Source organism: Streptomyces sp. NPDC056835 (assembly GCF_042789485.1).
Lineage (GTDB): Bacteria > Actinomycetota > Actinomycetes > Streptomycetales > Streptomycetaceae > Streptomyces.
Genome location: NZ_JBHUBB010000041.1, coordinates 1 through 23882, shown reverse-complemented (window position 1 = coordinate 23882; position 23882 = coordinate 1). Strand labels below are relative to the sequence as shown.

Annotated in this window: 19 protein-coding genes and 1 pseudogene; 7 read left to right on the top strand and 13 right to left on the bottom strand. The window is 71.8% G+C overall.

What is annotated here, in order from left to right; genetic code table 11:
- Window positions 1-86 precede the first annotated feature (86 nt).
- The 10 genes from ACFRMN_RS33615 to ACFRMN_RS33570 form a co-directional block, all read right to left on the bottom strand.
- Window positions 87-1127 (bottom strand): hypothetical protein, encoded by a 1041-nt coding sequence (locus ACFRMN_RS33615; protein ID WP_383027021.1) that lies wholly within the window; start codon window positions 1125-1127, stop codon window positions 87-89.
- Window positions 1128-1225: 98 nt separating this feature from the next.
- On the bottom strand, window positions 1226-2164 hold the full coding sequence (locus ACFRMN_RS33610) for a hypothetical protein (protein ID WP_383027018.1): 939 nt from the start codon (window positions 2162-2164) through the stop codon (window positions 1226-1228).
- Window positions 2161-4851 (bottom strand): PEP/pyruvate-binding domain-containing protein, encoded by a 2691-nt coding sequence (locus tag ACFRMN_RS33605; RefSeq protein ID WP_383027015.1) that lies wholly within the window; start codon window positions 4849-4851, stop codon window positions 2161-2163. The genes ACFRMN_RS33610 and ACFRMN_RS33605 overlap by 4 nt, the downstream gene beginning before the upstream one ends.
- Window positions 4848-5846, bottom strand: coding sequence for an NAD-dependent epimerase/dehydratase family protein (locus ACFRMN_RS33600; RefSeq protein WP_383027012.1), 999 nt, complete (start codon window positions 5844-5846; stop codon window positions 4848-4850). The genes ACFRMN_RS33605 and ACFRMN_RS33600 overlap by 4 nt, the downstream gene beginning before the upstream one ends.
- Window positions 5843-6490, bottom strand: coding sequence for a methyltransferase family protein (locus ACFRMN_RS33595; RefSeq protein WP_383027010.1), 648 nt, complete (start codon window positions 6488-6490; stop codon window positions 5843-5845). Before ACFRMN_RS33595 ends, ACFRMN_RS33600 begins: the two co-directional genes overlap by 4 nt.
- On the bottom strand, window positions 6487-7356 hold the full coding sequence (locus tag ACFRMN_RS33590; protein WP_383027007.1) for an AfsA-related hotdog domain-containing protein: 870 nt from the start codon (window positions 7354-7356) through the stop codon (window positions 6487-6489). The genes ACFRMN_RS33595 and ACFRMN_RS33590 overlap by 4 nt, the downstream gene beginning before the upstream one ends.
- 101 nt (window positions 7357-7457) lie before the next feature.
- Window positions 7458-8684 carry a cytochrome P450 gene (locus tag ACFRMN_RS33585; protein WP_383027005.1) on the bottom strand — a complete coding sequence of 409 codons (1227 nt, stop codon included), beginning with the start codon at window positions 8682-8684 and terminating at the stop codon, window positions 7458-7460.
- Window positions 8685-8897: 213 nt separating this feature from the next.
- The gene (locus ACFRMN_RS33580; protein WP_383027002.1) at window positions 8898-10223 is read right to left on the bottom strand and encodes a sensor histidine kinase; all 1326 of its coding nucleotides are present in this window, start codon (window positions 10221-10223) and stop codon (window positions 8898-8900) included.
- Between the two features lie 2 nt (window positions 10224-10225).
- The gene (locus ACFRMN_RS33575; RefSeq protein ID WP_383026999.1) at window positions 10226-11014 is read right to left on the bottom strand and encodes a response regulator transcription factor; all 789 of its coding nucleotides are present in this window, start codon (window positions 11012-11014) and stop codon (window positions 10226-10228) included.
- Window positions 11011-11442 carry a hypothetical protein gene (locus tag ACFRMN_RS33570; RefSeq protein WP_383026996.1) on the bottom strand — a complete coding sequence of 144 codons (432 nt, stop codon included), beginning with the start codon at window positions 11440-11442 and terminating at the stop codon, window positions 11011-11013. The genes ACFRMN_RS33575 and ACFRMN_RS33570 overlap by 4 nt, the downstream gene beginning before the upstream one ends.
- Window positions 11443-11632: 190 nt before the next feature.
- On the opposite strand from ACFRMN_RS33570, the gene ACFRMN_RS33565 reads away from it, so the two are divergent.
- Window positions 11633-12232, top strand: coding sequence for a superoxide dismutase family protein (locus tag ACFRMN_RS33565; RefSeq protein WP_383026993.1), 600 nt, complete (start codon window positions 11633-11635; stop codon window positions 12230-12232).
- 140 nt (window positions 12233-12372) lie between these two features.
- On the opposite strand, the gene ACFRMN_RS33560 is transcribed toward ACFRMN_RS33565, so the two are convergent.
- Window positions 12373-13806, bottom strand: a complete 1434-nt coding sequence (locus ACFRMN_RS33560; protein WP_383026990.1) for a M20/M25/M40 family metallo-hydrolase — start codon at window positions 13804-13806, stop codon at window positions 12373-12375.
- Between the two features lie 241 nt (window positions 13807-14047).
- Here ACFRMN_RS33560 and ACFRMN_RS33555 point away from each other — a divergent pair, with 241 nt between their 5' ends.
- Entirely contained in the window at window positions 14048-15250 is a 1203-nt protein-coding gene (locus ACFRMN_RS33555; protein WP_383026987.1) for a cytochrome P450, read from the top strand.
- Between the two features lie 56 nt (window positions 15251-15306).
- Window positions 15307-15573, top strand: coding sequence for a hypothetical protein (locus tag ACFRMN_RS33550; RefSeq protein WP_383026984.1), 267 nt, complete (start codon window positions 15307-15309; stop codon window positions 15571-15573).
- 235 nt (window positions 15574-15808) lie between these two features.
- Here the strand turns inward: ACFRMN_RS33550 and ACFRMN_RS33545 are convergent, their stop codons facing one another.
- Window positions 15809-17206 carry a cytochrome gene (locus ACFRMN_RS33545; RefSeq protein ID WP_383026981.1) on the bottom strand — a complete coding sequence of 466 codons (1398 nt, stop codon included), beginning with the start codon at window positions 17204-17206 and terminating at the stop codon, window positions 15809-15811.
- Window positions 17207-17596: 390 nt separating this feature from the next.
- On the opposite strand from ACFRMN_RS33545, the gene ACFRMN_RS33540 reads away from it, so the two are divergent.
- The 4 genes from ACFRMN_RS33540 to ACFRMN_RS33525 all read left to right on the top strand — a co-directional run bounded on the left by ACFRMN_RS33540 (window position 17597) and on the right by ACFRMN_RS33525 (window position 23618).
- Window positions 17597-21469, top strand: a complete 3873-nt coding sequence (locus ACFRMN_RS33540; RefSeq protein ID WP_383026978.1) for a CHAT domain-containing protein — start codon at window positions 17597-17599, stop codon at window positions 21467-21469.
- Between the two features lie 30 nt (window positions 21470-21499).
- Entirely contained in the window at window positions 21500-22183 is a 684-nt protein-coding gene (locus tag ACFRMN_RS33535; protein WP_383026975.1) for a hypothetical protein, read from the top strand.
- 1 nt (window position 22184) lies between these two features.
- Window positions 22185-22877: an RES family NAD+ phosphorylase gene (locus ACFRMN_RS33530; RefSeq protein WP_383026972.1), complete on the top strand. Its 693-nt coding sequence runs from the start codon at window positions 22185-22187 to the stop codon at window positions 22875-22877.
- Between the two features lie 162 nt (window positions 22878-23039).
- Window positions 23040-23618, top strand: coding sequence for a GNAT family N-acetyltransferase (locus ACFRMN_RS33525; RefSeq protein WP_383027105.1), 579 nt, complete (start codon window positions 23040-23042; stop codon window positions 23616-23618).
- Here the strand turns inward: ACFRMN_RS33525 and ACFRMN_RS33520 are convergent.
- Window positions 23605-23804: pseudogene (locus ACFRMN_RS33520) on the bottom strand (IS481 family transposase); the annotation flags it as partial. The gene ACFRMN_RS33525 and the pseudogene ACFRMN_RS33520 overlap by 14 nt on opposite strands.
- Window positions 23805-23882 lie beyond the last annotated feature (78 nt).

Genomic DNA, 23882 nt, shown 5'->3' with positions numbered 1-23882 from the left:
GATCCCGACAACGCCGCGAGCGTGCGTGCCGGGCGTCGCCGAGCAGGCGGGACTTCGAAGACAGGACCTGAGCGCCCCGGACGTGCTCAACTCGGCCTGTGGGCCGCCTCCATGGCCGCTACCTGCGACACGAAGAACGGCCGGTACTCCTCCGACCAGGCCAGGAAATGCGTCGCACGGGCCGGGCCGCCCGGCAGGGTCCGTGCCGCGTCGACCGCCGTGAGCAGCGCTTCCGTGGTCGTCTTGCGGTGGTAACGCTCCAGCAGCCAGCGGCGCCCCTCGGCGCGTACGCCGTCCTCCGGTCGCCGGACGAGTTCCAGGGCGCGGTCGGCCAGCAGGCCCGTACGCAGATCCGGTACGCGCCAGGCCGAGGGCGCGTCGAAGAGCTCTTCCCCGCCGCCCAGCGGATATCCGGTGACAAGACAACCGCTCGCCAGCGCCTCGGCGACGGGCAGACCGAACCCCTCCCCCTCGGGTGAGCCGAGCGCGACGAAGACCGATGTGTCGGCGAGGACGTCGGCGACCTGTTCGTGGCTCAGTCCCCGGATCGGGCGCAGCTCGACGCCCTCGCGGCGCGGATCGTTGCGCAGCAGCCGTTCCAGCAGCAGCGACTCGGCGGGCCGGTTGCGCGGCATCCACGCGATGCTCGCCACCCGCCGCTCGGCGGGCCGGAACCGCTCGCCGTCGATGGGGTTCGGGATCAGCAGGGGCGTCGGCAGATACGGGTGCGCGCGGCCGAGGACGTCGACGCTCTCCCGGGAGATCGTCCAGATGCCGGGGTCGGGGGTGAAGCCCGGATACCGGTCGACTGCGCCGCTGGTGAGGAAGGTGAGGAAGTGCCCCTGGTTGAAGACGACCTTGCGGGCACCCGGCGCCGGGTCATGGCCGGGCAGGACCGAGATCTCCGGGACGACCAGGAGGTCGTCGGCCGTCAGGTCGATCTCCATGCCCGAGAGGGTCGGTACGCCGCTGTCGTCGAACCACGCGTACCGGAAGCCCGGCGTCGGCGACCACCGGTAGGCGTCCACCCCCGCCTCCGCGAGGAGCTTCACATGTGCCGACAGGATGCGCGCGCCGCCCAGCGGGATGGGGTACTCGAAGTCGGCGTAAATCACACGTCCGTTCATGACTCACCACACATTTCGGCAGAAGATAAGAGGCAGAAGACAAGAGAAGGAAGAAACGGGAAATGGGCAGGGCAGGGGCAACGCAGGCCCGCCCCGCCTCAGCCGAACCAGACCGGCGCCTCGCCCATCAGCGCCGGCTGCGCCGCGCCCGCCGCGAGAAAGGCCAGATAGGCCGCGAACGCGGGCCCCCCGGCGCTGTGCCGCGCCTCGCCGTGCCCACGGAAGCCGAGGACGTTCCGGAGCACGAGCGCGAGCGGCACCGCCAGGACGGCCGGCGCGGCCGGCCGCACCTCGGCCGCGTCCGGCCCCAGGGCCACCACCACGCGCAGCGCACAGGCCCCGAGCATCAGCACCACGGCCACGCCCAGGCTCCACGCGGCCCCGCGCGCCGTCGAGTACAGCTTCTCGCCGGGCAGGGCGAACCGCGCCCGTACCGTCTTGCGCGCGATCTCCCAGTGGAGATAGGCCAGTACGAAGGAGAGCACCACGAGCGCCGTCGGCAGAGCCGGCGTCCCGGCGCCACCGGACCGGGCCAGCAGCGCCACATAGCAGACCAGCCCGGTCTTGAGCTGGATGGTGACGACGATGTTCCCCCAGACGCTCTCGCGGAAGCGCTCGGAGACCCGCTCCAGCAGGAGCAGGAACAGGCTGTACGCCATGATCAGCACCGCCGTCAGGACCGCCGCCGCGCCCACGACCGCGCTCAGCGCCACAGCGGCCACCGCCGACCCCGCCAGATAGACCCGGACGGCGGCGACCTCCGTCTCGCCGGTCACGAGCGGGCGGTCGGGGTTGAACTCCCGGTCGTAGTCCAGGTCCTTGATCTCGTCGACCGCCCGCATGAAGAACAGGATCACGAACACGGCCAGCGCGCCGCACACCTGCTCGGCCGCGCCCGGCCCCACCGCCGCGCCCGGTGGACGCAGCGGTGCGAGCGCGCCCAGGACGCCCGCCGGCCACAGCACCACGTATGCCAGATAGCGGGGGGCGGGGAAGCGCCCGGAGAAGAACCGCCAGAACGCTCGCAGCGGACTCATCGCGGGGCCTCGTCCAGGATCACGACGCTGCCGGTGCCCCCGTCGACCTCGATCAGGCTCCCGTCGGGGATCCGCCGCGTCGCGTCCGGCACGCCCACGATCGTCGGTATGCCGAACTTCCTGCCCGTGATGGCGGTGTGCGACAGCAGGCTGCCCCGTTCGACCACGATCCCCTTCGAGGCGAGCATGAGATAGAGCCAGCCGGGGTCCGTCTCGCGGGTGATGAGGATGCTGTCGGCGGGGAAATCCCCGTCCAGGCCGGGGTTCGACAGAACCCGCGCGTATCCGCGGACCTTTCCCGGGCACGAGCCGAGCCCGCGCAGCGCGAGCCCCCGCTCCGTATCGGCCGGCGACACCTCCACCTCCTGCGGTACGGACGTGGCCACCACATCGCCGGTGGCGAACTCCCGCAACGGCCGCAGCGCGCGGGACTTCTCCAGATCACGCCGCCTGATCGCGACCAGCCCCGCCAGATCACGGGTGGAGCCGGTCCCGTCCACGAAACCGAAGAGTTCGTCGAGATCGAGGAAGAAGACGTCCTCGGGATCGCCGAGCACGTCGCGGCGGTGCAGCTCCACGCCCAGGGCGCGGATCACCTGCTTGCTGTAACCGAACAGTTCGCTGCGCATGTACCGGCCCACCTCCCGGTAGTACAGGGTGGTGCGCAGCCGGTCGAACAGGCCCAGCAGGACGGCGCGCCGCAGCCGGGCACGCGGCAGCTTGCCACGCAGCAGCTCCTCTCCGGCCAGCCGCGTGGCCCGTTCGACCTCCTCCATGTCCGCGACGGTCAGATCGCTCGCCGCGTATTGCTGGACGAGCCGGATCAGCTCCCACGGGGTGTCGCGGAGGTTGGCCTTCTCCAGCTTCAGTTCCGCGATACCGCGGTCGCCGTACCGCTCGATGTGCCGGCGCACCTCCTCGGTGAAGTCCCGGGGGAGCTTCCCGGCCGCCAAGCCGTCCCAGATCCGCCGGGGCCGCCCGCCGAGGAACAGATCGTGGAGTCCGGCGTCCGCGCGTACCAGTTCGGCCAGCCGCACCGCGCTCAGCGCGATCTCCGCCCCCTTGAGCTGCCGGCCGCCGCACAGCAGCTGGCTGAAAAGGGTCTCCTGCTCATCGACGCCCCAGCGGTCCATGGCCAGCTCGACGGCTTTGTGGAACAGCACCATGAACTGGTAGTTGACCAGTGTGATGCCCCACAGCTGCCCGGCGGTGCGCCAGGTGTGCCGGTAGTCGGCGACGAGTTTCAGCGGGTGCTCGCTCGCGGTCGTACCGGTCCGTACCTCCCCCAGCAGCGCGCCCCACCGCTCCTCGAAGTCCTTGAAGTCGCGTGGCAGGGTGCGGTAGCCGCGTACCACCCGGCCCCAGCCGGTGACCAGCCGGACCGCCCGGCGCCCGCGCGCCCCGAGGCCCGCGGGCTTGGCGGACTCGTGGTGGTAGAAGGTGTCGAGTTCGGCGACGAGACGCTCCCAGTCGCGCCGGACGCTGTCGAACATCGGCACGGCGGACAGCATCCTGATGAAGGAGTTGATGCTGTGGTAGATGCGGTTGTCGAGGAAGCCGAGCAGCCGGGTCATCGTCTCGTGCAGATCGTGCAGCTCGCTCTCGGGGACCCCGCTGCGGCGCAGATAGTCGTGGTTGAGCAGCCAGTAGAAGCGCCGGGCCACCGAGTACGTCATCGGGGTCGTCGTGTCCGGGAAGCTCTCGGACACATTCGCGCTGCTCCAGATACGGTGCCGGTCGGCCTCGATGGTGACGGGCCGCGACTGCACCACGTGCACGAGGCCGTCCTCGGTGATCGTCGCCTCGATGTCCTGCGGCTCACCGAAGACCTTCTCGATGTCGCGGCCGAGCGCGGCCAGCGACCCGGCCTCCTCGTCACTCAGGACGGGGACGTCGACGCGTTCGCTCGCCACTGCGGTCTCGACGGTGCCGTGGCCCCGCTCGGCGTCGAGCGTGACCATCGTCGTCTTGCGCGCCACGACGCTCTCGACGTTCCCGGTGCGCGAATGCACGAAGTAGTGGTCGACCGGGGCCTTCTCCTGGACGACGCCCTCGCCGATGCCCCAGCTCGCGCTGATGACCGTATCGCGCGCGTAGCTGGTGGGATCGCAGGTGAACAGGACGAGGGAGCGCTCCCCGAAGACCATCCGCTGGACGCCGACCGCGACCGAAAGGCCGGAGAACGGCAGGCGCTGACGATGCCGGTAGAGCAGGCCCTCCGGGCTGAACGCCGACGCCCAGCACTTGAGCACCGCCTCCTTGACCCCGGACGGCGGGACATAGAGGAAGCTGTCGCTCATGCCCGCGAACGGGTTCCGCGCCGAGTCCTCGCCCTGGCCCCCGGCGCCGATGACGGAAGCGCGCACCGCCAGCAGTGGACCGTCGGGGAAGTCGGCGGCCAGCCGGTCTTCGAGGGCCCGCTCCACCTCGGGACCCAGGCCCGCCCCGGCGATGACGTCATGGATCCGGGCGCTGGTGGCACGCACCCGCTCCCAGTCGTCCAGGTCGGTGTCCCGCACCAGGGCGTCGATGGTGTCCGCGACCGGTGCCACCGCACGGTGGAAGGCCGCACCGGTGAGGCAGAACAGTCCCGGGACCCGGACACCCCGGTCATGGAGGGTCTTCAGCCGGGCGAACTTCCAGCCGACGGCGTCGGGGGACATGGCTTCGCCAAGTGTCTCGATCATGAGGTTTCCTGTTCGGGTTCGTACGCCCGGTAGGAGCGCACCACCGTTTCCGGTGATTTCGCGGTGAGGGCGGTTCCGATCTCGCTCTCCAGGAGGCCGACATCGGCCCAGTGCGAGCGGGTGACCAGATCCAGCCGTTCGCTGAGCCGGGACGCCCCGTGCCCCGGCAGGGCGGAACACAGGGCCCGTGCCGGAGCGGCGGGCAGCCAGCGGAGGGGGCCGGGGCCGGGCGGCGGCGCCAGCAGGTCGAACAGTTCCTGGAGGGCCACGGGCCTGCGGTAGCCGACGTTCACCGCCGTACGTACGGGTGTGCTGTGTGCGGCACGCTCCAGCACCCGGCGTGCGAGCTGGGCGATCACCGAGCCGTAGTCCTCGACATCGATCACGCTGAAGTGGGTCCGCTCCGCGCGCACCCGCAGGGGCAGCCGCCTCAGCCTGCTGATGCCGGGCAGGAAGGAGAGGTCGTTCCGTCCGGTGATGAACCGGGGCCGCAGCAGATACGCCGTTCCCCCGCCGCGCCGCATGCCCTCGGCGACCGCGCGCTCGGCGCCCAGCCGGGCCCGGCCCAGCGCCGTGGACGGCCGGACCGGCGCCGTCTCGGCCACCCTGATCTGCGCGCCCCTGCCGTAGACGGACATGGAGCTGCCGAGCAGCACGCCCTTCAGGGAGTCGGGGGCCGCGCCGAGCAGGGCGCGGGTGCCCGCCACATTCACGGCGTGCAGCACCTCCCGGTCGCGGCTCCGGTTCTCGTTGGCGAGATGGACCAGGACATCGGTGCCCGGCGGCGGGAAGCCGACGGGCAGCCGCCCAGGGATCTCGCCCTGTACGTAGGTGACGAACGGGAGCGGGCGCCGAGGCGGCCGCCGCACCAGCGCGGTGACCGGCCAGGGCGACGGCATCCCGGCCAGATGCCGCAGAAAGGCGCCGCCCACATAACCGGTGGCCCCGGTCAGCGCGATCCTCGGCAGCCGGTCCGCGCCCCGCGCCCCCGTCACCACAGGAACGGCACCAGCCGTTTGCGGCCGGCCATGAAGTCGCGATAGCCGGCGACGGTCGACATCACCTTCTCCTCGACGGAGATCCTGCGCACGACCGCGGGGACGAACAGCAGCAGCAACAGCGCGACGCTGAACGGATTGAGGAAATACGCCACCAGCCCGACATGGGCGAGGATCATCCCCGCGTACGCCGGATGCCTGAGCAGCCGGTACGGGCCCGAGGTGGCGATCCGGTGGTCGGCGTCCTTCCGTACCCGGTGCGAGTAGAACGCGCCGAGCGTACGGATCGAGACGAGCCGCAGCGCGATCCCGGCGAGCAGGAGCAGCAGCGGGCCGGCCGCCGGCAGCGGCGCGCCGTCCGGCAGCGGACCGTAGAGAGCGGCCAGGACCGTCGCGAAGCGTGACAGACCGTAAAGGATCTCCGTACCGTGGTCGTCCTCGGTGTCCCGCATTCGCGCCGTACGGAAGGTGATCCGCGCCTCCAGCAGGACCCAGCAGAGATAGACGCCGATCATCACCGCGGGCATCGGGAAGGCGGGGCTCGCGCCGTCCCGCGCGGCCCGGACGAGAGCGCCGGCGCCGGCCAGGAATCCGGTGACGAAGAAGAGGGCGGGGAACTTCTCGGTGATCCACTGCCTCATCGCGCCGTCTCCCCGTCGCGCGCCGGGCTGTTGTGCGCCTCGCGCATCCGCCGGTAGGCGGCCGGAGGGACGGCGCGCGCCTCCAGCCGCATATGGCCGACCCGCGCCCCGCGCACCAGGACGTCGATGTCGATCCCGCCACGGGCGCGGCCCTTCAACGGGCTGACGCGGCAGACCAGTTCGGGGGTGGCGGGCCAGGTGCGGGTGTCGGAGAGCGTCAGGCGGATCGACATCAGGATGTACTGCCAGTCCGTGGGGATGTCCCACACGGTGTGGGAGGTGGCGGTGGCGGTCTGCCGGATCGCCTCCACCAGTACGGTCGCGGGGTGCACATCCGGCCAGCGGTGGGCGGGCGGCCCGACCATGACGGTGGTGTAGGCGTGCTCGCCGGTCCGTGTCAGCGGCCCGATCAGCACATTGTCCTCGGACTGTTTGTGGACCAGCTCCGCCGGCGCGCGTGCCGGGCGGCCCTCCCGCCGGGGCTCCTCCGTGAAGAGTTCGCGCCGTGGAGCCGGCTCCAGCCGCAGCGAGCCCGAGCAGACGCTCGCACCGTCCTGGCGTACGTCCACCGTGAGCGCGCGCCCGCCGGGCTCACCCTCCGTGAGATGGACGAAGGCGTCGGAACTCCGCTCGCACAGACCGTTGAACGCCAGGTCGAGGGCCCGGACCCGCAGCGGCTCGGCGGCGCCCCGGCCGGTCCGCGCGGCCAGGTCCTCCGCCTGACGCAGGGCGGTGTCCACGACCAGCATGCCCGGTATGTGGTCGAGGGGGTGATCGAAGAAGAAGGTGTGGCTGTCGTCCGTGCTGATCTTGCTGATCCGGCTGCGGGCCGTGTCGCGCGCCGGGTTCACCGTATGGGTACTCATGGAGTGCTCCGGGGTGCTTGGGATGCTCGGGTTGCTCGGGACAGAGACAGGAAGAAGCGAGGCAGGAGTGGAGAGGGGGGTGAGCGGTACGGTCGCGGGGCTCACGCGGTCCAGCGCACCGGCAGCCGGCGCACACCGCGGACGAGCATCCCCGGGAGGTACACGAGGGGTTCGGAGGTGTCGAGCCGCAGACCGGGGCAGCGCTCCAGCAGGGCCCGGACCGCGACCCGGGCCTCCAGCCGGGCGAGCGGGGCGCCCAGGCAGTAGTGGATGCCATGGCCGAAGGTGAGGTGTCCGCGCGCGGTGCGGGTGATGTCGAAGCGATCGGCGTCCTCGAAGCGTTCGCCGTCGCGCCCGGCCGAGGCGAGCGACACGAGGACCGGATCGCCCTTCTCGAAGCGGGCGCCGCAGAAGTCCATGTCCTCGGTGGCGAACCGGTAGGTGGAGTTCTCCACCGGGCTGTCGTAGCGCAGCGTCTCCTCGACCGCGTTGCCGGCGAGGGAGTAGTCGGCCCGCAGCAGCGCGAGTTGGTCGGGGTGGCGCAACAGCGCGAGCACCGTGTTCGAGATGAGCCCGACGGTGGTCTCGTGCCCGGCCGCGAGGAGCAGGAAGGCCATGCCGACGAGTTCGTCCGGGCTCAGCTTGTCCCCTTCCTCGTCGGTCGTGCGCAGGAGGGCGCTCAGCAGGTCGTCGCCCGGTTCGGCGCGCTTGTGCTCGATGAGGCCGGTGAGATAGGCGGTGACCGCCTGTACGGCCTCGACGGTCGCCTCCGGAGAGGTGGGGGCCACGATCTCGTTGGACCACTCCTTGAACGACCGCCGGTCCAGGTCCGGCACGCCCAGCAGCTCGCAGATCACCGACATGGAGAGCGGGAAGGAGAGGGCGGCGACGAGATCGGCCTGCCCGTCCGGGTCCGCGGCCATCGAGTCGAGGAGATCCGCGGTCAGTTCATGGACCCGGGGGGCCAGCGCCTCGATCCGCCGCGAGGTGAACTCACGGGTCACCAGGGCGCGCAGTCGGGTGTGCTTGGGCGGATCGCTCTCGATCATGTTCTCGTTGATCGGCAGGGCGTCGGCCGGCCAGACCCCCGAGGAGCGCCAGTCCTTGCTGAAGCGCGCGTCGGCGAGGAGAAGACGGCCCTCCTCATTGCGGACGACCAGCCACCAGTCCCGCTCCTGGCCGGGCAGGCGGACCCGGTGCACCGGTCCTTTCGCGCGCAGCTCCTCGTATACGGGATAGGGGTTCTCGACGAATCGCGCGCCGTACGCCGCGAGGTCGACCACGGTCTCGTCGGCCTCGGTCTCTTCTCGCGCGGTGTTCATGTTCATCGCGGCAGTCCTTCCCTGCGACGTCGTCAGTTCAGGTGCTCTCCGCGGCGTGGCCCAGGAGGGCCCGACCGTCCGCGAAGTGATGCCATCCTGGGAGGCGAATGTGTCCGCCCCGGGCCGGACGGGAGGTCAGGACTGGCTCGGCTGTGCGGCCTCGGCACGTCCGCCGTGTGTCTGTACGGTGTCGACGGCGTGTCAGCCCGGTATCTCGCGTCAGCCCGGTATCCGCTCCGCCGCCGGACCGCGCGGCAGGCGTACGACGACCACGGCGCCCCCGCCGTCGGGCGCGTTGCCGAACGTCAGCGTGGCGCCGACGACTTGTGCCTGTCCGAGCGCGATGGTCAGCCCGAGACCGTGTCCCGTACCGCGTTCGGGGGCGCCCGTACGGAACCGCTGGGGGCCGTCGTCGAGCAGCCCGGCCGGGAAGCCGGGGCCGCTGTCGCGCACGGAGACCGTCGGCACGCCGGTGTCGGCGTCCACGCCCACCGTGACCGTCACCGGCGGCCGGCCGTGCCGGTGCGCGTTGACGACGAGGTTGGCGACGATACGCTCCAGCCTGCGGGGATCGGTCCACACCCGAATGTCCGCGGGGCCCGCCGCGCCACGGATCACGGCGACAGGGCCCAGCACCGCCGCCGGGACCGCGACCCGCTCCACGGTCTCTTCGAGCAGTTCCACCAGCGCGCAGTGCTGCGGGTCCGCCCGCTCCACGCCCGCGTCGAGCCGGGAGATCTCCAGAAGATCCTCCACCAGCGCGCACAGCGTGCGCACCCGGTCCCGTACATAACGCTCCGCCTCACCGTCCGGGAGGAGTTCGGCGGAGGTGACCAGACCCATCAGCGGCGTGCGCAGCTCATGCGCGACATCGGCGGTGAAGCGCTGCTCGCCGCGCAGCCGCGCCTGGAGCGAGGCCGCCATCGAGTCGACCGCGCCGGAGATCTCGGCTATCTCGTCGAACGGGCGGGGCCGCGCGGATATCCGGGCGTCCAGATCACCGGCAGCTATCCGCCGCGCGGTGCCCGCGGCCATGCGCAGTCTGCGGCTCATCCCGCGGGCCACCAGACAGACGGGCGGCAGTACGACCACGGTCGTCAGCAGGCCCGCCCGCAGAATGCTCTTGTTGAACGCGTCCAGATCGCCGAGCGTGGTGCTCAACGCGAGCCGCACCGACAGGATCCGCGGGCCCGCGGGGCGCGCCGCCCACATCGCGGGGCCATCGGGACCGTCCGCGTACTGCGTACCGTGCCGGCCCTGGCGCACCAGCGACCGCAGCTCGCCGGGCACCCCGGCCGCGTCCAGCTCGGCGCCCGTGCCGCTGACCAGTCCCGTACGCGCATAGGACACGGAGGCCCGTTCGAGCGTGAGCATGGCGACCGAGCGTGACTGCTCCAACTCGAAGGCGCGCGAGGCCCGGTGGACCAGCACCATCAGGACGACAACGGCCAGACAGGCCGCCGCGGTCACCAGCCCCGCGATGCGCCACTGCAAGGACCGCGGCCGGAACCCGGAGGCCAGGGAGGACAGCCGACGCTCGGGCATGGTCAGCGCCGCAGCTTGTATCCGAAGCCGCGTACGGTCTCGATCCGCTCGGCGTCGATCTTGGCGCGCAGCCGCTTCACATGCAGATCCACCACCCGGGCGTCACCGTCCCAGGCGTGGTCCCATACCTTCCTCAGCAGCGTCCGCCGTTCCAGTACGACACCGGGCGACGCGGCGAAGACCAGCAGCAGCCGCAGCTCCGTAGGGGTCAGCGCCACCACCTCGCCCGCGCGCCGCACCTCCATGCCGCAGGTGTCGATGGTCAGGTCGCCGAAGGCGAGGACGCCCCTGCCGTCCGCCGCCCCCGCCCTCTCCTCGCCGCGCGCGCCGTCCGGCGTCCCGGCGCGCGCCGTCCCGGCCTCCTCGCGCACGGGCTCCTCACGTACGGACGCGAAGGAGGCACGGCGCAGCAGCGACCGTATGCGCGCGACGAGCACCGCGCTCTCGCACGGCTTGACCACATAGTCGTCGGCGCCCGCCTCAAGACCGGAGATCATGCCCAGGTCGTCGCCGCGCGCCGTCACCATGAGGATCGGCACGAGGCTGAACTCCCTTATCTTCCGGCACAGTCCGATACCGTCCAGCTCCGGCAGCATGACGTCGAGCAGCAGCAGATCCGGGTGTGCGCTCCGGAAGAGTTCAAGGCCGGTGAGGCCGTCGGCCGCGGTGGAGACGGTGAAGCCGTAGCGCTGGAGCGCGATCCGGACGGTGTCGCGGATCACCGCGTCGTCCTCCACGAACAGGATGTGCGGTTCGGCGGGCTCGTCGAGGAGGGCACGGGCGGTGGTCATGGCAGGGTCCTCGCTGTTCCGGTACGGGACGGCACGCCGTAGGTGAACGTACGGGGGAGAGCGGGCAGAGCGATACGGCCGGCGGTGGCGGGAAAGCTCCCGAGGGCGTTGTGCCCGGAGAGGACGACACCGGCAGGGGACGAGCACGGCGCCGGCGCGGGTAGGGCGGGACCCCCGAACCCTGTCTCGTCCGGCCCCCGCGGGGCCTGGTCCGCCGGCGCCGGCAGGTCCGCCGCCGTACCCGCGTCCCGTACCCCCGTGTCGGACGCGTATCCGGTCAGGGCCACGCCCAGCACGATCGCCGCGGCGGCCGTGATACCGACGGCCCGGCCCCGCTCCGTCCCATGCGACAGCGGCCGGCGACGGCCGTCTCCATAGCGACGCCGCGCCGCGCCCAGTCGTAGGAGCACGAGGTGTGGGGAGCGCATTGAGCGGAGCCTAGCGGTAGGCCGATACCGGGGCCCCGGGCGCAATTAGCACGTTTCGGATTAGGGGAAGGTACAGTCATCCGTCCCCGCGTCAGCCGGCGGTCGGCCGCGACCCGTTCGGGTTCCCGCACAACCTCCGCGCGCCCCTCTCCGTTGACTCGTTGTTCAGACCCGTCGAAGGAGGCCGCTCGTGAGGTTCCGTACGTTCCGTTCCAAGGCTTCGGTTTCAGCCGTTCTCGCGGTCAGCGCGATGCTCGCGACGCCGCCCACGGGGGCATCGGCGGCATCGGCCCACGGCGCGTCCCCCGCGGTGAGGGCCGAGGGCCGATTCCTGCCGCCGTCCCCGTACTTCCCGCCGGACGTGGTGACGTACGACGTGACGAAGGTGCCCGTGGGCGCGCACATCACCGTCGTCGAGCGCACCGGTGCCAGGACCACCGGGATCGAACTCGCCGTGTCCGGACTGCGCCCGGACCGTGTGTACGGGGCGCATGTGCACACCAAGCCCTGTGGCCGCGCCCCGGAGGACGCGGGGCCGCATTACCAGAACGTCAAGGATCCGCACCAGCCCTCCACCGACCCCGCCTACGCGAACGCGGCCAACGAGGTCTGGCTGGACCTCACCACCGACGTCCGGGGGCGGGGCGCCGCCGAGTCCGGGCACGACTGGCGCTTCCGGCGGGGCGAGGCGCGTTCCGTGGTGATCCACGACCACGGCACGATGACGGATCCAGGTGAGGCGGGAACCGCGGGGGCCCGGCTCGCGTGCCTTGACGTGCCCTTCGTCTGAGGAGTGGACAGGTGCCGGCGAATGGCCGGTTCCGGGCCCTGCGGCACTGACGTACGCGCGTGATCCGAAGCCCCGGGACAGGGCGCGCGGCGCCCCGCCCCGGGGCTTCGTCCCGCGGCCGTTCGACGGACGGGGAACGGTCAGCGCTGCGGTACGGGGAAGGCCACCGGGCTGCGATGACCGGACCGGTTCACCGCGCGGACGCCGAAGAAGACATTGTCCTTGGACAGGTCAACGGTGTGACTCGTCGCGTCACCGACCCTGATCACATGCGTCCACTCCGGCTCGGTGGTCTCGCGCCACACCACCTCGTAACCGGCCAGACCGGGTTCGGTCCCCGGCTCCCACACCAGCTCCGTGGAGTTGGTCAGCGAGCTGGTGACGATCTTCACCCCGCCCGGCGTCGCCGGGGCCTGGGCGAGCGTCCACAGCACCGCGGCGTTGACGCGCGCCACGCGGGCGATATAGCCGAAGTCGCAGAACTCGGGCAGATCGCCGTACTGCGTTCCGTCCTCCGCCCGGACGTCCTGGTGCTGGTGCGCGAAGTCCTCGGCCGGCTCGGTGAACCGGGCCGCGCTGTAGCCGCGTTCGAGGAAGGGGATATGGTCACCGCCGCGCAGATAGCGGTCGCGGCGGTAGATCACCCGGATGTCCATGCCCGTGGCGTCGTTGCTCGCGACGTCCCGGACGAATCGCGCCAGCTGACGGGTCGCCGAGTCGTTCTCGCCGCCGATCGAGCGGCGGGTGGCGGCCTCCTGCGGGGTTTCGGAGGTGGGCACGCCCTCGGCGAAGAGCCGCACGGTGTACGGGTCACGGCTGCCGTCGTCGGCCCGGGGGCTGCCGACGATGTCATTGGTGAACATGGCCCGGACGTCGGCGCCCGCCGCCTTGAACCGTTCCGCCATGTGCGCGGCCCCGTACAGCCCCTGCTCCTCACCGGCCACGGCGGCGAACACGATGGTCGCGGCGGGCCGCCGTCTCGCCATCACACGGGCCAGCTCCATCGCCACCGCGACACCGGAGGCGTCGTCATCGGCGCCCGGCGCGTCGCTCACCGCGTCCATGACGTCGGTGGCACGCGAGTCGTAGTGGCCGGAGACGACATGGATGCGGTCGGGGTCGACCGAACCACGCAGTGTCGCGACGACGTTGGTGATACGGGTCGCCACCGGGATCCGTGAGGCGGGCTCCTGCACATACGACTGGAGTTCCACCGTCATCCGGCCGCCGGACGCCTCGGCGTACCGCTTCAGCTCGGCGAAGATCCAGTCCCGGGCGGCACCGATCCCGCGCTCGGGATCGTCCTGGGAGGACAGCGTGTGCCGCGTCCCGAAGGCGGCGAGCCGGCGTACGGTCGCCTCGATCCGGTCACGGTCGACCTCCTTGAGCAGTTCCCGCAACTCCCGGTCGGGGGACTGGGCGGTGGCGGGACGGTCCGCGGATCCCCGCCCGGTGGACGCGGCCGCGGGGAGCGCCGTCGCCGTCGAAGCCAGCGCGGGAACGCCCACGACGGCGGTCGCGACGGTGGCGGACAGGGCGGTCCTTCGAGGTATCCCGGTGGGGTGCTGCGGCATGGCGAGTCCCTTCCACGGCTGCGTGAGTGATCCGGCGCTCCATGGTCATGGACAGGCCAACCGTGCACAAGGTCACCGCCTCGTAGCGGACCTTGTCGTCGCGCCGGGCCTGGAGCATCGGCACCGGTACGTCGTTGCCGGTCGCGGTGCCCGGCGCGCGCGGCGCGCTGTCCCCTTTGCCCCACTCCGTCACGGCCGGACCGCACTGGTCTTCGTTCCCGCCACCGGATACCTTCCTGGAATGCCTGACTTCGCCCCCCGGTCGAGCGCGTTCCTCGCCGACCCCTACCCCGCCTACGCGGAGTTGCGCGCCCGCGGCCGGGTGCACTACTACGAGCCGAGCGACCAATGGCTCGTCCCGCACCACACGGACGTGGCGGCGCTGCTCCGGGACCGGCGGCTCGGCCGCTCCTACGGGCACCGATTCAGCCACGAGGAGTTCGGGAAGACCGCGCCGCCGCCCGGCCGTGAACCGTTCCACGAGCTGAACGACCACGGCATGCTGGAGCTGGAGCCACCGGACCACACCCGGATCCGGCGCCTGGTGTCGAAGGCGTTCACCCCGCGTACGGTCGAACAGCTCAAGCCGTATGTGCGGCGGCTCGCCACCGAGCTGGTGGAGCGGCTTGTGGAGCGCGGCGGGGGCGACCTGCTGGAGTCCGTCGCGGAACCGCTGCCGGTCGCCGTCATCGCCGAGATGCTGGGCGTCCCGGCGGCGGACCGGGCGCTGCTGCGGCCGTGGTCGGCGGCGATCGTCGGCATGTACGAGCTGAACCCGTCGGAGGAGACGGCCCGCCGCGCGGTCGTCGCCTCCCAGGAGTTCTCCGCGTATCTGCGTGAACTCATCTCCGTACGGCGCGAGAAGCCGGGCGAGGACCTGATCTCGGGGCTCATCGCCGCCCATGACCAGGGCGAGAAGCTGACCGAGGCCGAGATGGTCGCCACCTGCGCGCTGCTGCTGAACGCCGGGCACGAGGCGACCGTCAACGCCACCGTCAACGGGTGGTACGCGCTCTTCCGGCACCCCGGACAGCTCGCCGCCCTGCGCGCGGACAGGGCCCTGCTGCCCACCGCCGTCGAGGAGCTGATGCGCTACGACACGCCGCTCCAGCTCTTCGAGCGCTGGGTGCTCGATCCGGTCGAGATCGGCGGTACCACCGTGCCGCGCGGAGCCGAGGTCGCCCTGCTCTTCGGCTCCGCCAACCGCGACCCGGCGGTCTTCGCCGACCCGGACGGCCTGGATCTGGCCCGCCGGGACAACCCGCACATATCGTTCAGCGCGGGAATCCACTACTGCATCGGCGCGCCACTGGCCCGTATCGAACTGGCCGCCTCCATGGCCGCCGTGCTGGAGCTGGCCCCCGGACTGCGTCTGGCCGCCGAGCCCGTACGCAAGCCGAACTTCGTGATCCGCGGACTGGAATCGCTGCCGGTCGCGGTCTGAGGGGCCGGCTCGTCCACTGAGCGTGAGTGTCAGTGGTGGGTGGGACGCTGGCTGTCATGGACGAACTGATACGGCGGCGGGTGTACGGCGCCGACCACGACGACCCGGACCCGGGGCCCCGGCCCGGCCATGTCTACCGGGAGCTGGTCGCGGGCCCGCTGGACGGCCTGCTTCTCGATGTCACCGGCTGGACGGCCGGACAGCTACGGGAAGGCGCCGTGCTGGCCACCGAGATCGGCGCGTACGGGCCCGGGGGTCACGCGCTGTACGGCCCCGGGCCCGCGGACCCGGGGCTGTGGGACTGGCAGGGCGACACCCCCTGACCCGCCCCGCCCCCCACGCCCTCAAGCAAGCGTCTAGCTTCTGTCCGACCGGACAGGGCTAGGTCCTGTCTTCAAAGTAGCGCCGTCCGCCCGGAGGGCGGGCTCGGCGGCGGTCGGTGCGTGCGATCGCAAGGCGGAGGGTCGCCCCAGTACTGGATGTACTGGGGTGATCCCGACAACGCGGCGAGCGTGCGTGCCGGGCGTCGCCGAGCAGGCGGGACTTTGAAGACAGGGCCTAGAACGAGTAGGGATCTACCGTCCCGGTGACCGTGCCGGCGAGGAGCCGCCGCAGTGTGGAGGCCGGGGCGGACCGTTCCTCGCTCGCCGTCCGTTCGTCGGCCGCCGACCGCTCGGGGGAGGGGATCTCGTAGTCGGCCCTGAGCTCGTATCTGATGGGCAGGAAGCGCAGGCCCCTTATGAACGGCGAGGAGCGCCAGGGGAGCTGGTCCGCCGGTACGGCCAGTTCCAGCAGTGCGAAATGTTCGAACAGGCACTCAAGGGCCAGGGTGGTGATCGTGGTCGCGAGCTCACGCGCCGGGCACTGCCGCGGTCCCGCTCCCCAGGAGAGATGCGCGCGCGTGCTCGTCGCCCGGTCCGCCGACGCCCCGGCCGCCGAGCGCAGGTCCGCGTGCGTGGCCGCGGTGGCGATCCATACCGGCTCGCCCGCCCGGATGACGTACTCACCCAGCCGCTGGTCCCTGAGCGGGAACCGCGGCATGAAGTTGGCCAGCGGAGGCTTCCGGAGGACGACATGGTTGACGGTCTCGCGGATCATGCCCGCCGACAGGCTCGCGCGTGCGCGGCCGTCGCCGGTGATGATCTCGACGACGGCGTTCGCGATGAGGATGCCCGCGTGGTCGGCGATCATCCCCATGAGCATGGTGAGTTCGTGGGCCAGCTCCGAGGACGTCAGCCGGGGCTGAGCGGCCAGCATGTAGGAGGGGAAATCCTCGCCGGGCCGGCGCCGCTTCTCCTCGGCGAGGGCGTACATGGCGGTGTGTACGCGCCCGGAGGCCACGGCCGAGTCGGGTCCGGCGTCCAGGATCCGCCAGATGTCCATGAGGGTCCGCTCGCTCTGGGATCCCGAGGCGCCCAGCAGCTCGCCGGCCACCATCAGGGGCAGCGGCCGGGTGAACCGCGCGGCCAGATCCGCCGCACCCGACCTGCCCTCCTGGGCGAGGAGCGTGACGAGCTCGTTCGCGGTCCTGCGGATGTTGTCCTTGAGCCGGCGGGACTGCGGATGACCCGGGTCCTGGAAGGGTTTCAGCGCCGCGTCCCACGCGGTCCTGTACCTGGTGTGGTCGGCCCCGCCGCGCGCCATCGTGTTGTCGGCCTCCAGCGCGGGAGCGACCGGCCAGTCGTCCGGAACGCGGCCTTCGTTGCGGGCGCGCCAGTGCTGTATGCCTTTGGGCCACATCGCGTCGTTCTGGAGCACGTGCAGGGCTTCCTGGTATCCCAGCACCAGCCAGACGGGTACACCCAACAGGTCCACGGGAGCCACCGCGCCGTGCCGGCTTCGTAACCGCTCGTGCACGGCCTCCGGGTGGTCCTGATACTCACGCCCGAGCAGAGGCTCCGTCGTCAGTGACTCCAGAGTGATGTCCGGGGAGTGTCCCCCGCTGACTCGTTCCACGCCGGTCTCTTCCACTCTTCCCTCAGTGCGGCTCACCGCACCGGGGGTCGACTGGCGGCGCGGCGAACTGCGCAGCGTTCAACAAGCAAGTACGCGAGCCCGGTTCGATGTGATCGCTCCCGGCCGCCCAGTCGCCCTATACGGTGCTCCGACGGGGACTCCTTGCCAAGCCCGGCAACGTCAAAGGCTTGGACAACAAATCCGCCGGAGAAGGCCGGCCCTTCGAGCGGTCGCCTTCAGGTCGCCTTCCGGTTGTCTTCCGGGCGCTCCCCTCCGTACGGCCTCCCCGCACCGCACAGTGGCGGCATGACCGCCCCCGGGCACGGGCAACGGCGTTACGGTGAAGTGGCACTGACGGTACGTCAGTGACGACCGCAGGGGAGGATCGCGATGACGGAGATCCAAGGAATGGACCCGGTCGGGCGGGCGCGGCAACTCGCCGACTGGGGGATCGCGCTGGCCGATCGCTTCCTGCGGCTGGGAGACCGTACGACCGGGGCCGATCCCCTCGCGCCCGACCGGGTACGGGAGATGAAGAGCAGTGAACTGGCCGTGCGGGAGGCACGGGACGTGCTGATGGAGGCCGACCGGGAACTGCCCCTCGACGATCCCCGTCGCCTCCGCCTGGACGTCAGGCTCGGCAGCGTACTGATGATCCGGCACATCCGGTTCGGTGGCGAGGACGAGGAACGGCAGCTCGCGCTGACGGTGTTCCGGCGCGTTCTCAACACCGCCCGGCCGGGCACCTGGGACCATGACTACGCCCAGCTGTGGCTCGGCTGGATGCTCTTCTTCCCCGCACTGCCACGGCAGTTGAGACTCGGCGCCCCCGTCGACTTCGAGTCGGCCAGGCGATCGATGCAGGCTCCGCCGAGCGATCCCGCGGTGCGGGCGCGACTCGTCGCCCATCTCGACGAGTCGATCGGCTATCTCCAGTACAGCAGCGCCTGCCCGCGGTGGCCGGAACCCGTCCATGGCTCGCTGAAGCTCATGCTCGGGGTGGTACCGGTGCTGCGCATGGCGCTCGGACAGCCCTTCGATCCCCTGTCGCTGATGAGATCGCTGCCCCTGTTCCAGCAGGGGGTGGGGCTGATGCCCAAGGGCGCCGTGAACCGGACCGAGTTCCAGTCCTTCGCGCGACTGGCCGCCCTGGAGGTGTCCCGCCACACCGACGGCACGCCCGGTGAGACCGGCCCGGCGCTGGAGGAGGCCATCGACACGCTTCCCCCGGGACACCTCCTGCGGGACGCGCTGCTCGGCGAATTGGCGCAGGAGTATCTGGACCGGGCGTCGGACTCGGGCACCGACGAGGATCTGGAGGCCGCGTCCGCCGTGCTGGCCAGGGCGAGGGCGGAGATCACCGCCGGCAGCCCGTGGCACGACTCGGTGCTGGATCTTCTCGGCTCGCGGCAGTTCCTGGAGGCGCTGCGGCACCGCTCCCCGGAGCTGGTGGACGAGTCGGTCGTGGCCGGGGTGCGCGCGCTGCTGCGCTGGCGTCCCGACGGCGCGCCCGCTCCCCGGGCCGTCCCGACGAACGGTCTGTCCGAGGCGCTGGAGGCCGCGGACGACATGCTGGAGCGTACGGCCGGGCTCGCCCCGGACGACTCCCACCCCGGCGTCGCCCATCTCCAGGTGGGCGGTTCGCTGATGCTCCGGGCCGTGATCTCCGGAGAGACGGAGGACAGCCGGCGCGCCCTGGCGCATCTGCGCAGGGCCACCGAACTGATCCCGGCGGAGCACGCCGTCGCCCCGGCCGCTCTGGCGATGCTGGGCGGCACGCTCGGCTACCACTATCTGCGCCACGGCACCCGCCAGGACGCCGATACGGGACTGATCTTCCTGGACCACGCCACCGGCGCCGCGGCCGCGCACCGGCCGCTGAAGCGCCCCGCCAGATATCAGAAGTTCGGCGAGACCTTCCGGGCCCTCGCCCTGCAACTGCGTGCCCATGAGGAAGGCGCCGGCGCGGCGGACGCGCTCGCCGAGCTCCATACCCTCGTCGAGCGCGACGGCTCACACCTGTGGCCCGCATCGCTGAGTATCGCCAGGGCCTTCGGCGCGATCAGACAGGCCGAGACGAACAAAAACTGGGACGAACTGTCCGCCGCGCTGGACCTCCTGGACGAGGCGGCGCTCGGTGACGACCCCTCCGTCGCCTGGTTCCGGCCGATGGCGGCCGCGTTCGGCGGGCTGGCCGCCGTGGTGCGAGGGACGGTCCGCGGGGACACCGCCGAACTGCGGCGCGGGACGTCCCTGCTGGAAGAGCTGATGGCGGACGAGTCGGGGCTTCCCGCGGACGTACGCCTCGTGGGGCACTGCGCCCTCGGCTCGGCCCGGCTGCTGCTGAACCTGCTCAACGACGATCCGGAGGTACTGGCGACGGCGCTGCTCGGCCTGGAGCGCGCCCGCGAGCGGATGGGCCCCGATACGCCGCCCATCGCGGCCGTGGCCGTACTGGACGGCCTCGCCGACGGATACCGGCGGCGCGGCGACCCCGCGGCGGGCGACCCCTCCGCCGCGGTCGACGCGGGTCTCGCCGTGATCCGGACCGTGGCCGCGGAGGTGATGCTCCAGCGCGGTGCCCACCACGGACTGCTCCCGGCCAGGGGTGCGGCGCGCAGGGCCGTACGCGTCGCGCACTGGAGTCTGGCGGACGGACATCCGCGCACGGCCGTGGAGGCGCTGGAACTGGGGCGGGCGCTCGTACTGCGCGCCTCGACCACCGCGACCGACGTACCGGACCGGCTGGTGGCCGCCGGGCGGTCGGATCTCGCCGACCGCTGGCGCGAGCGTGTACTCGACAGCCCGGAGCCGGTGCTGCCTCCGGTGCCCCCCTCGGCGCCCGCGCCCGCACCCGGATCCGGTGGCGCGGCGGACCGGGACGCCGTCCTGACCGAGAGCCTGCGCGGTACGGTGCGGCTCCTCCTCGAACAGGGCATGCCCGGCGGGGAGATCCCCAGCGAGCTGCGGCGGGAGGCACTGGGCGTACTCGCCGAACACGACGGCCGGCACAACCTGCACGAAGCGCTCACCCCGGCGGCGCTCGGCAAGTCCCTCGCCGCGGTGGACGCCGACGCGCTGGTCTACCTCCTGGACGGGCCCGAGGACAGCGACGCCCCCGGCGCCGCGCTGCTGGTGGACACGGAGGGCCGCGTCGTCCACGTACCCCTGCCCGGACTGGCGCGGCGTGCCTGTGCTCCACTCCGGTCCTACATCTCCGCCCGCACGGCGTTCTCCCGGGCCCGCGGCGCCGGGCGCGAAAGCGCCGAGAGCGACTGGCGGGCCGCGCTGGATCGCCTCTGCGACTGGGCGTACCCGGCGGCCATGGGACCGGTGCTCGACGAGATCGCGGCCTGGGACCGGGACCGCGCCCGGCCCCCGCATCTGGTGCTTGTGCCCTGCTCCACCCTCGGCGTGGTCACCTGGCACGCCGCCCGTGCCCCGGCCCCCGGCACCGGCGACGCGACGGCGTACCGGTATGTGATCCAGGACGCGGTGGTGTCCTACGCGGCGAGTGGCAGGCAGTTCGCGGAGGCGGCCGGACGCGACCAACTGCCGCCCGCCGACGACCCCGTCATCGTTCTCGACCCCAGCGGCGACCTCCTGTGGCCGGTCCTGGAGGCGGAGGGCATCCGCGACGCCCACTACCCACAGGCCCGCATCCTGGGTGCCGAGACGGAAACGGCCGAGGAACACGCCCGACTTCCCGAGCGCGTACTCGCCTGCCTGCCCGGCCGGGGAGAGCCGGGCGCCTCCCTCCTCCATCTCGGCTGCCACGCCGACACCCGAGAGGTCCCGCTCGATTCGGCCCTGCTCTTCGGCGGGACCCGGGAGAGCGAGCGTGCCGCGCGGACCGAGCTGAAGCTCCCGATCTCCCGGGTGCTGGAACGGGCGGCGGGCCGCCGCCCCGGCAGCCCCGGCGGTCTGGTCGTGCTCAACGCCTGTCTCAGCGATCTGAGCGAACGTGACCATGACGAGGCACTTACTCTCGCCACCGCCTTCCTGACCGCGGGAGCGACCGGTGTCGTCGGCTCGCGCTGGAACGTACCGGACCGGCCGAGCGGCCTGCTCATGACCGTGCTCCATCACCATCTCTCCCAGGGCGTCACCCCCGCACACGCCCTGCGCGCCGCGCAGCTGTGGATGCTCGACCCGGAGCGCGCGCCCGTCCCCGGCATGAGCCGGCTGATGGCCGGGCAGGTGACCGACCCCGAACACCTCCACATCCACGCCTGGGCCGCGTACACCCACCAGGGCCGCTGACCTCCCACCGTCCAGCCGGAGTTGACGCCGATGAGCTTGGCAGACCTGAACAGGATCGTGGCGGACCACCGGGCCGACCTGGTCGCGCGGCTCGACGCCCGCGACCGGGCCGAAGTCGCCTCGATCCAGGCCCGGATGCGAGCCGCCAGTGACCCGAAGCCGTACGCGAGACGGCTGCTGCTCGCCCTCGCCGAGGCGCTGCCGCCCGACCACCCGGTGGCGCTGGCGATCCTGCGGCAGGCCAACTGGCGGGCTCCGGACGTACTGGACCGCGCGGCCATCGACGCGGAGGCGGCGGCCATCCTGGCCCTCGCCGGTCTCTCCTTCGAGCCGGAGGGCGCCGGTACCACGGTCCCCGGACCCGCCGCGCTCATGGACCTCGTCCGCAAGCGCGTGCTCGCGGTCACCCCCGTGCTCAGCGACGACGAGGCACGCGCCCTGCGCCGGAACGGAGTGGCGCGCGACCTCATCCGGCTGGACAGGCCCGGAGCGGCGACGGCCTTCCCCCGCTTCCAGTTCGAGCCCTCGGGCCGGCCCCGGGAGGTGGTGGTACGGGTCAACCGGCTGCTCGGCGCCGACCGGGACCCATGGGGCGTGACCGCCTGGTGGCTGGCCACGAACGTCTGGCTGGGGAACCCGCCCGCCGATCTGCTGGGCGCGGACAGGGACGACGATCTGGTGGCCTGCGCCGGTGCGACCCTGGGGGAGGACTGACATGACCGCGCAGGCCCTGCCGGACGTACCGGTCTTCCCCCACGCGCACACCGTCCCCGCCGGAACGGTGCTGTGGCGGGTCCATAGATCCACCCGCGCGGTGACGGACTTCAACCCCCGTCCCGCCGATCCCTACTTCGGCGGCTCACGCTTCGACGGCGTCACCGAGAGCCCGTACCCGTTCCTGTACGCCGCGCCCGACCCCGCGACGGCGCTCGCCGAAGTGCTGCTGCGCGACCGGGACTTCGACATGAGGCTCGGGGTACGGGTGATCCTCGGCCATGAGGTCGCGGAGCGGACCCTGTCCGCGCTGGAGGTCACCGAGGATCTGCGGGTGGTGTCGCTGTGCTCGGCGGTGGAACTGGCGGCGGTGTGCCAGGACGGCTGGCTCGTCGAGGCCGACGGCCCGCAGTACGCCTTCACCCGCCGCTGGGCCCGGTACTTGCGCGACAGCGCCCCCTGGGCCCAGGGCCTGCGCTGGCAGGCGCGCCGCAACCGGCCCCTGGAGTCCCTGATGTTCTTCGGCGACCGCGGTGCCCCCGACGCGCTGAAACCCTCGGCGACGACGCCGCTCCCGCTGGGAACGCCCGAGGGGATCGAGCACGTCAATGAACTGCTGGCGCCCCTGCGGGCGGTGATCTTCCCACCGGCCCCGCTTCCCGTCGACGGCTCGCCGGACAGACGTGACATTTGAGACAGGCCCTAGGAGCGTGGGTCAGTGAACAACTCCTGGAATGCCGCGCCGGGTGGTGGAGTGGGGCTGTCGGGCGCTGCTGTTGAAAAGGCGTGGCTGCCCGTCAGTCGTGATGCGACAATCGGTCCGCATCTTGATCAAATCCGCGTTCCGGAGGTCCGCATGGACATCGCCTCTCTGCTGCCGATGACCACGCCCCGGTTGTCGCTGCGTCTGTTCACTCCCGGCGACGTCGACGACCTTCACGCCTACCAGAGCCTGCCGAGCGTGGCGCGCTACTTGTACCGGCCGGCGCACACGCGGGAGCGCAGCGAGCAGGTTGCGGCCGAGCGCGCGGCGCACTCGGTTTGGCGCGCCGACGGGGACAAGCTGGCGCTCGCTGTGTGCCGACGCGATGAGCCCGGCGTTCTCGGCGAGGTGACGCTCACCCTGGCCAGTGCCCACGCCGCCCAGGCCGAGATCGGCTGGACTCTCGACCCACGTCACGAGGGGCACGGCTATGCGACCGAGGCGGCCGTGGCGCTGGCCGGGTTTGCCTTCGACAGGCTGGGCGTGCATCGGCTCTACGCACGGCTGGATGTGGAGAACACCGGGTCTGTGCGGGTCTGTGAGCGCCTCGGGATGCGTCGGGAGGCGCACCTGGTCGAGAACGACCTCGACGGGGATCGCTGGGGCAGCGAGTACATCTACGCGGCGCTGGCCGCGGACATGGGTGGCCCGGCAGGCGCCGCAGGCGGATGACCTGTTCCTCGACGGCGTCGGGTGTGCGCAGGGGCTGGTGGTGTGGGCGGCTGGAGCGGTCCTCCATTCCCGCCGGGCCGCGGTGGTGTGGCTGACCTGGAAACGCTCTGCGGCCCGCCGCAGTGGCCGGCCGTCTTCCACGACGCACCCTGCCAGACGCAGGCGGCATCTAGGTCCTGTCTTCAAAGTAGCGCCGTCCGCCCGGAGGGCGGGCTCGGAGGCGGCCGGTGCGTGCGATCGCAAGGCGGAGGGTCGCCCCAGTAC

Bases quoted from the DNA above. Each gene is read 5' to 3' on its own strand.
- ACFRMN_RS33615 (WP_383027021.1), bottom strand. From the start codon at position 1,127: ATGAACGGACGTGTGATTTACGCCGACTTCGAGTACCCCATCCCGCTG.
- ACFRMN_RS33610 (WP_383027018.1), bottom strand. From the start codon at position 2,164: ATGAGTCCGCTGCGAGCGTTCTGGCGGTTCTTCTCCGGGCGCTTCCCC.
- ACFRMN_RS33605 (WP_383027015.1), bottom strand. From the start codon at position 4,851: ATGATCGAGACACTTGGCGAAGCCATGTCCCCCGACGCCGTCGGCTGG.
- ACFRMN_RS33595 (WP_383027010.1), bottom strand. From the start codon at position 6,490: ATGAGGCAGTGGATCACCGAGAAGTTCCCCGCCCTCTTCTTCGTCACC.
- ACFRMN_RS33590 (WP_383027007.1), bottom strand. From the start codon at position 7,356: ATGAGTACCCATACGGTGAACCCGGCGCGCGACACGGCCCGCAGCCGG.
- ACFRMN_RS33585 (WP_383027005.1), bottom strand. From the start codon at position 8,684: ATGAACATGAACACCGCGCGAGAAGAGACCGAGGCCGACGAGACCGTG.
- ACFRMN_RS33580 (WP_383027002.1), bottom strand. From the start codon at position 10,223: ATGCCCGAGCGTCGGCTGTCCTCCCTGGCCTCCGGGTTCCGGCCGCGG.
- ACFRMN_RS33575 (WP_383026999.1), bottom strand. From the start codon at position 11,014: ATGACCACCGCCCGTGCCCTCCTCGACGAGCCCGCCGAACCGCACATC.
- ACFRMN_RS33570 (WP_383026996.1), bottom strand. From the start codon at position 11,442: ATGCGCTCCCCACACCTCGTGCTCCTACGACTGGGCGCGGCGCGGCGT.
- ACFRMN_RS33560 (WP_383026990.1), bottom strand. From the start codon at position 13,806: ATGCCGCAGCACCCCACCGGGATACCTCGAAGGACCGCCCTGTCCGCC.
- ACFRMN_RS33555 (WP_383026987.1), top strand. From the start codon at position 14,048: ATGCCTGACTTCGCCCCCCGGTCGAGCGCGTTCCTCGCCGACCCCTAC.
- ACFRMN_RS33550 (WP_383026984.1), top strand. From the start codon at position 15,307: ATGGACGAACTGATACGGCGGCGGGTGTACGGCGCCGACCACGACGAC.
- ACFRMN_RS33540 (WP_383026978.1), top strand. From the start codon at position 17,597: ATGACGGAGATCCAAGGAATGGACCCGGTCGGGCGGGCGCGGCAACTC.
- ACFRMN_RS33535 (WP_383026975.1), top strand. From the start codon at position 21,500: ATGAGCTTGGCAGACCTGAACAGGATCGTGGCGGACCACCGGGCCGAC.
- ACFRMN_RS33530 (WP_383026972.1), top strand. From the start codon at position 22,185: ATGACCGCGCAGGCCCTGCCGGACGTACCGGTCTTCCCCCACGCGCAC.
- ACFRMN_RS33525 (WP_383027105.1), top strand. From the start codon at position 23,040: ATGGACATCGCCTCTCTGCTGCCGATGACCACGCCCCGGTTGTCGCTG.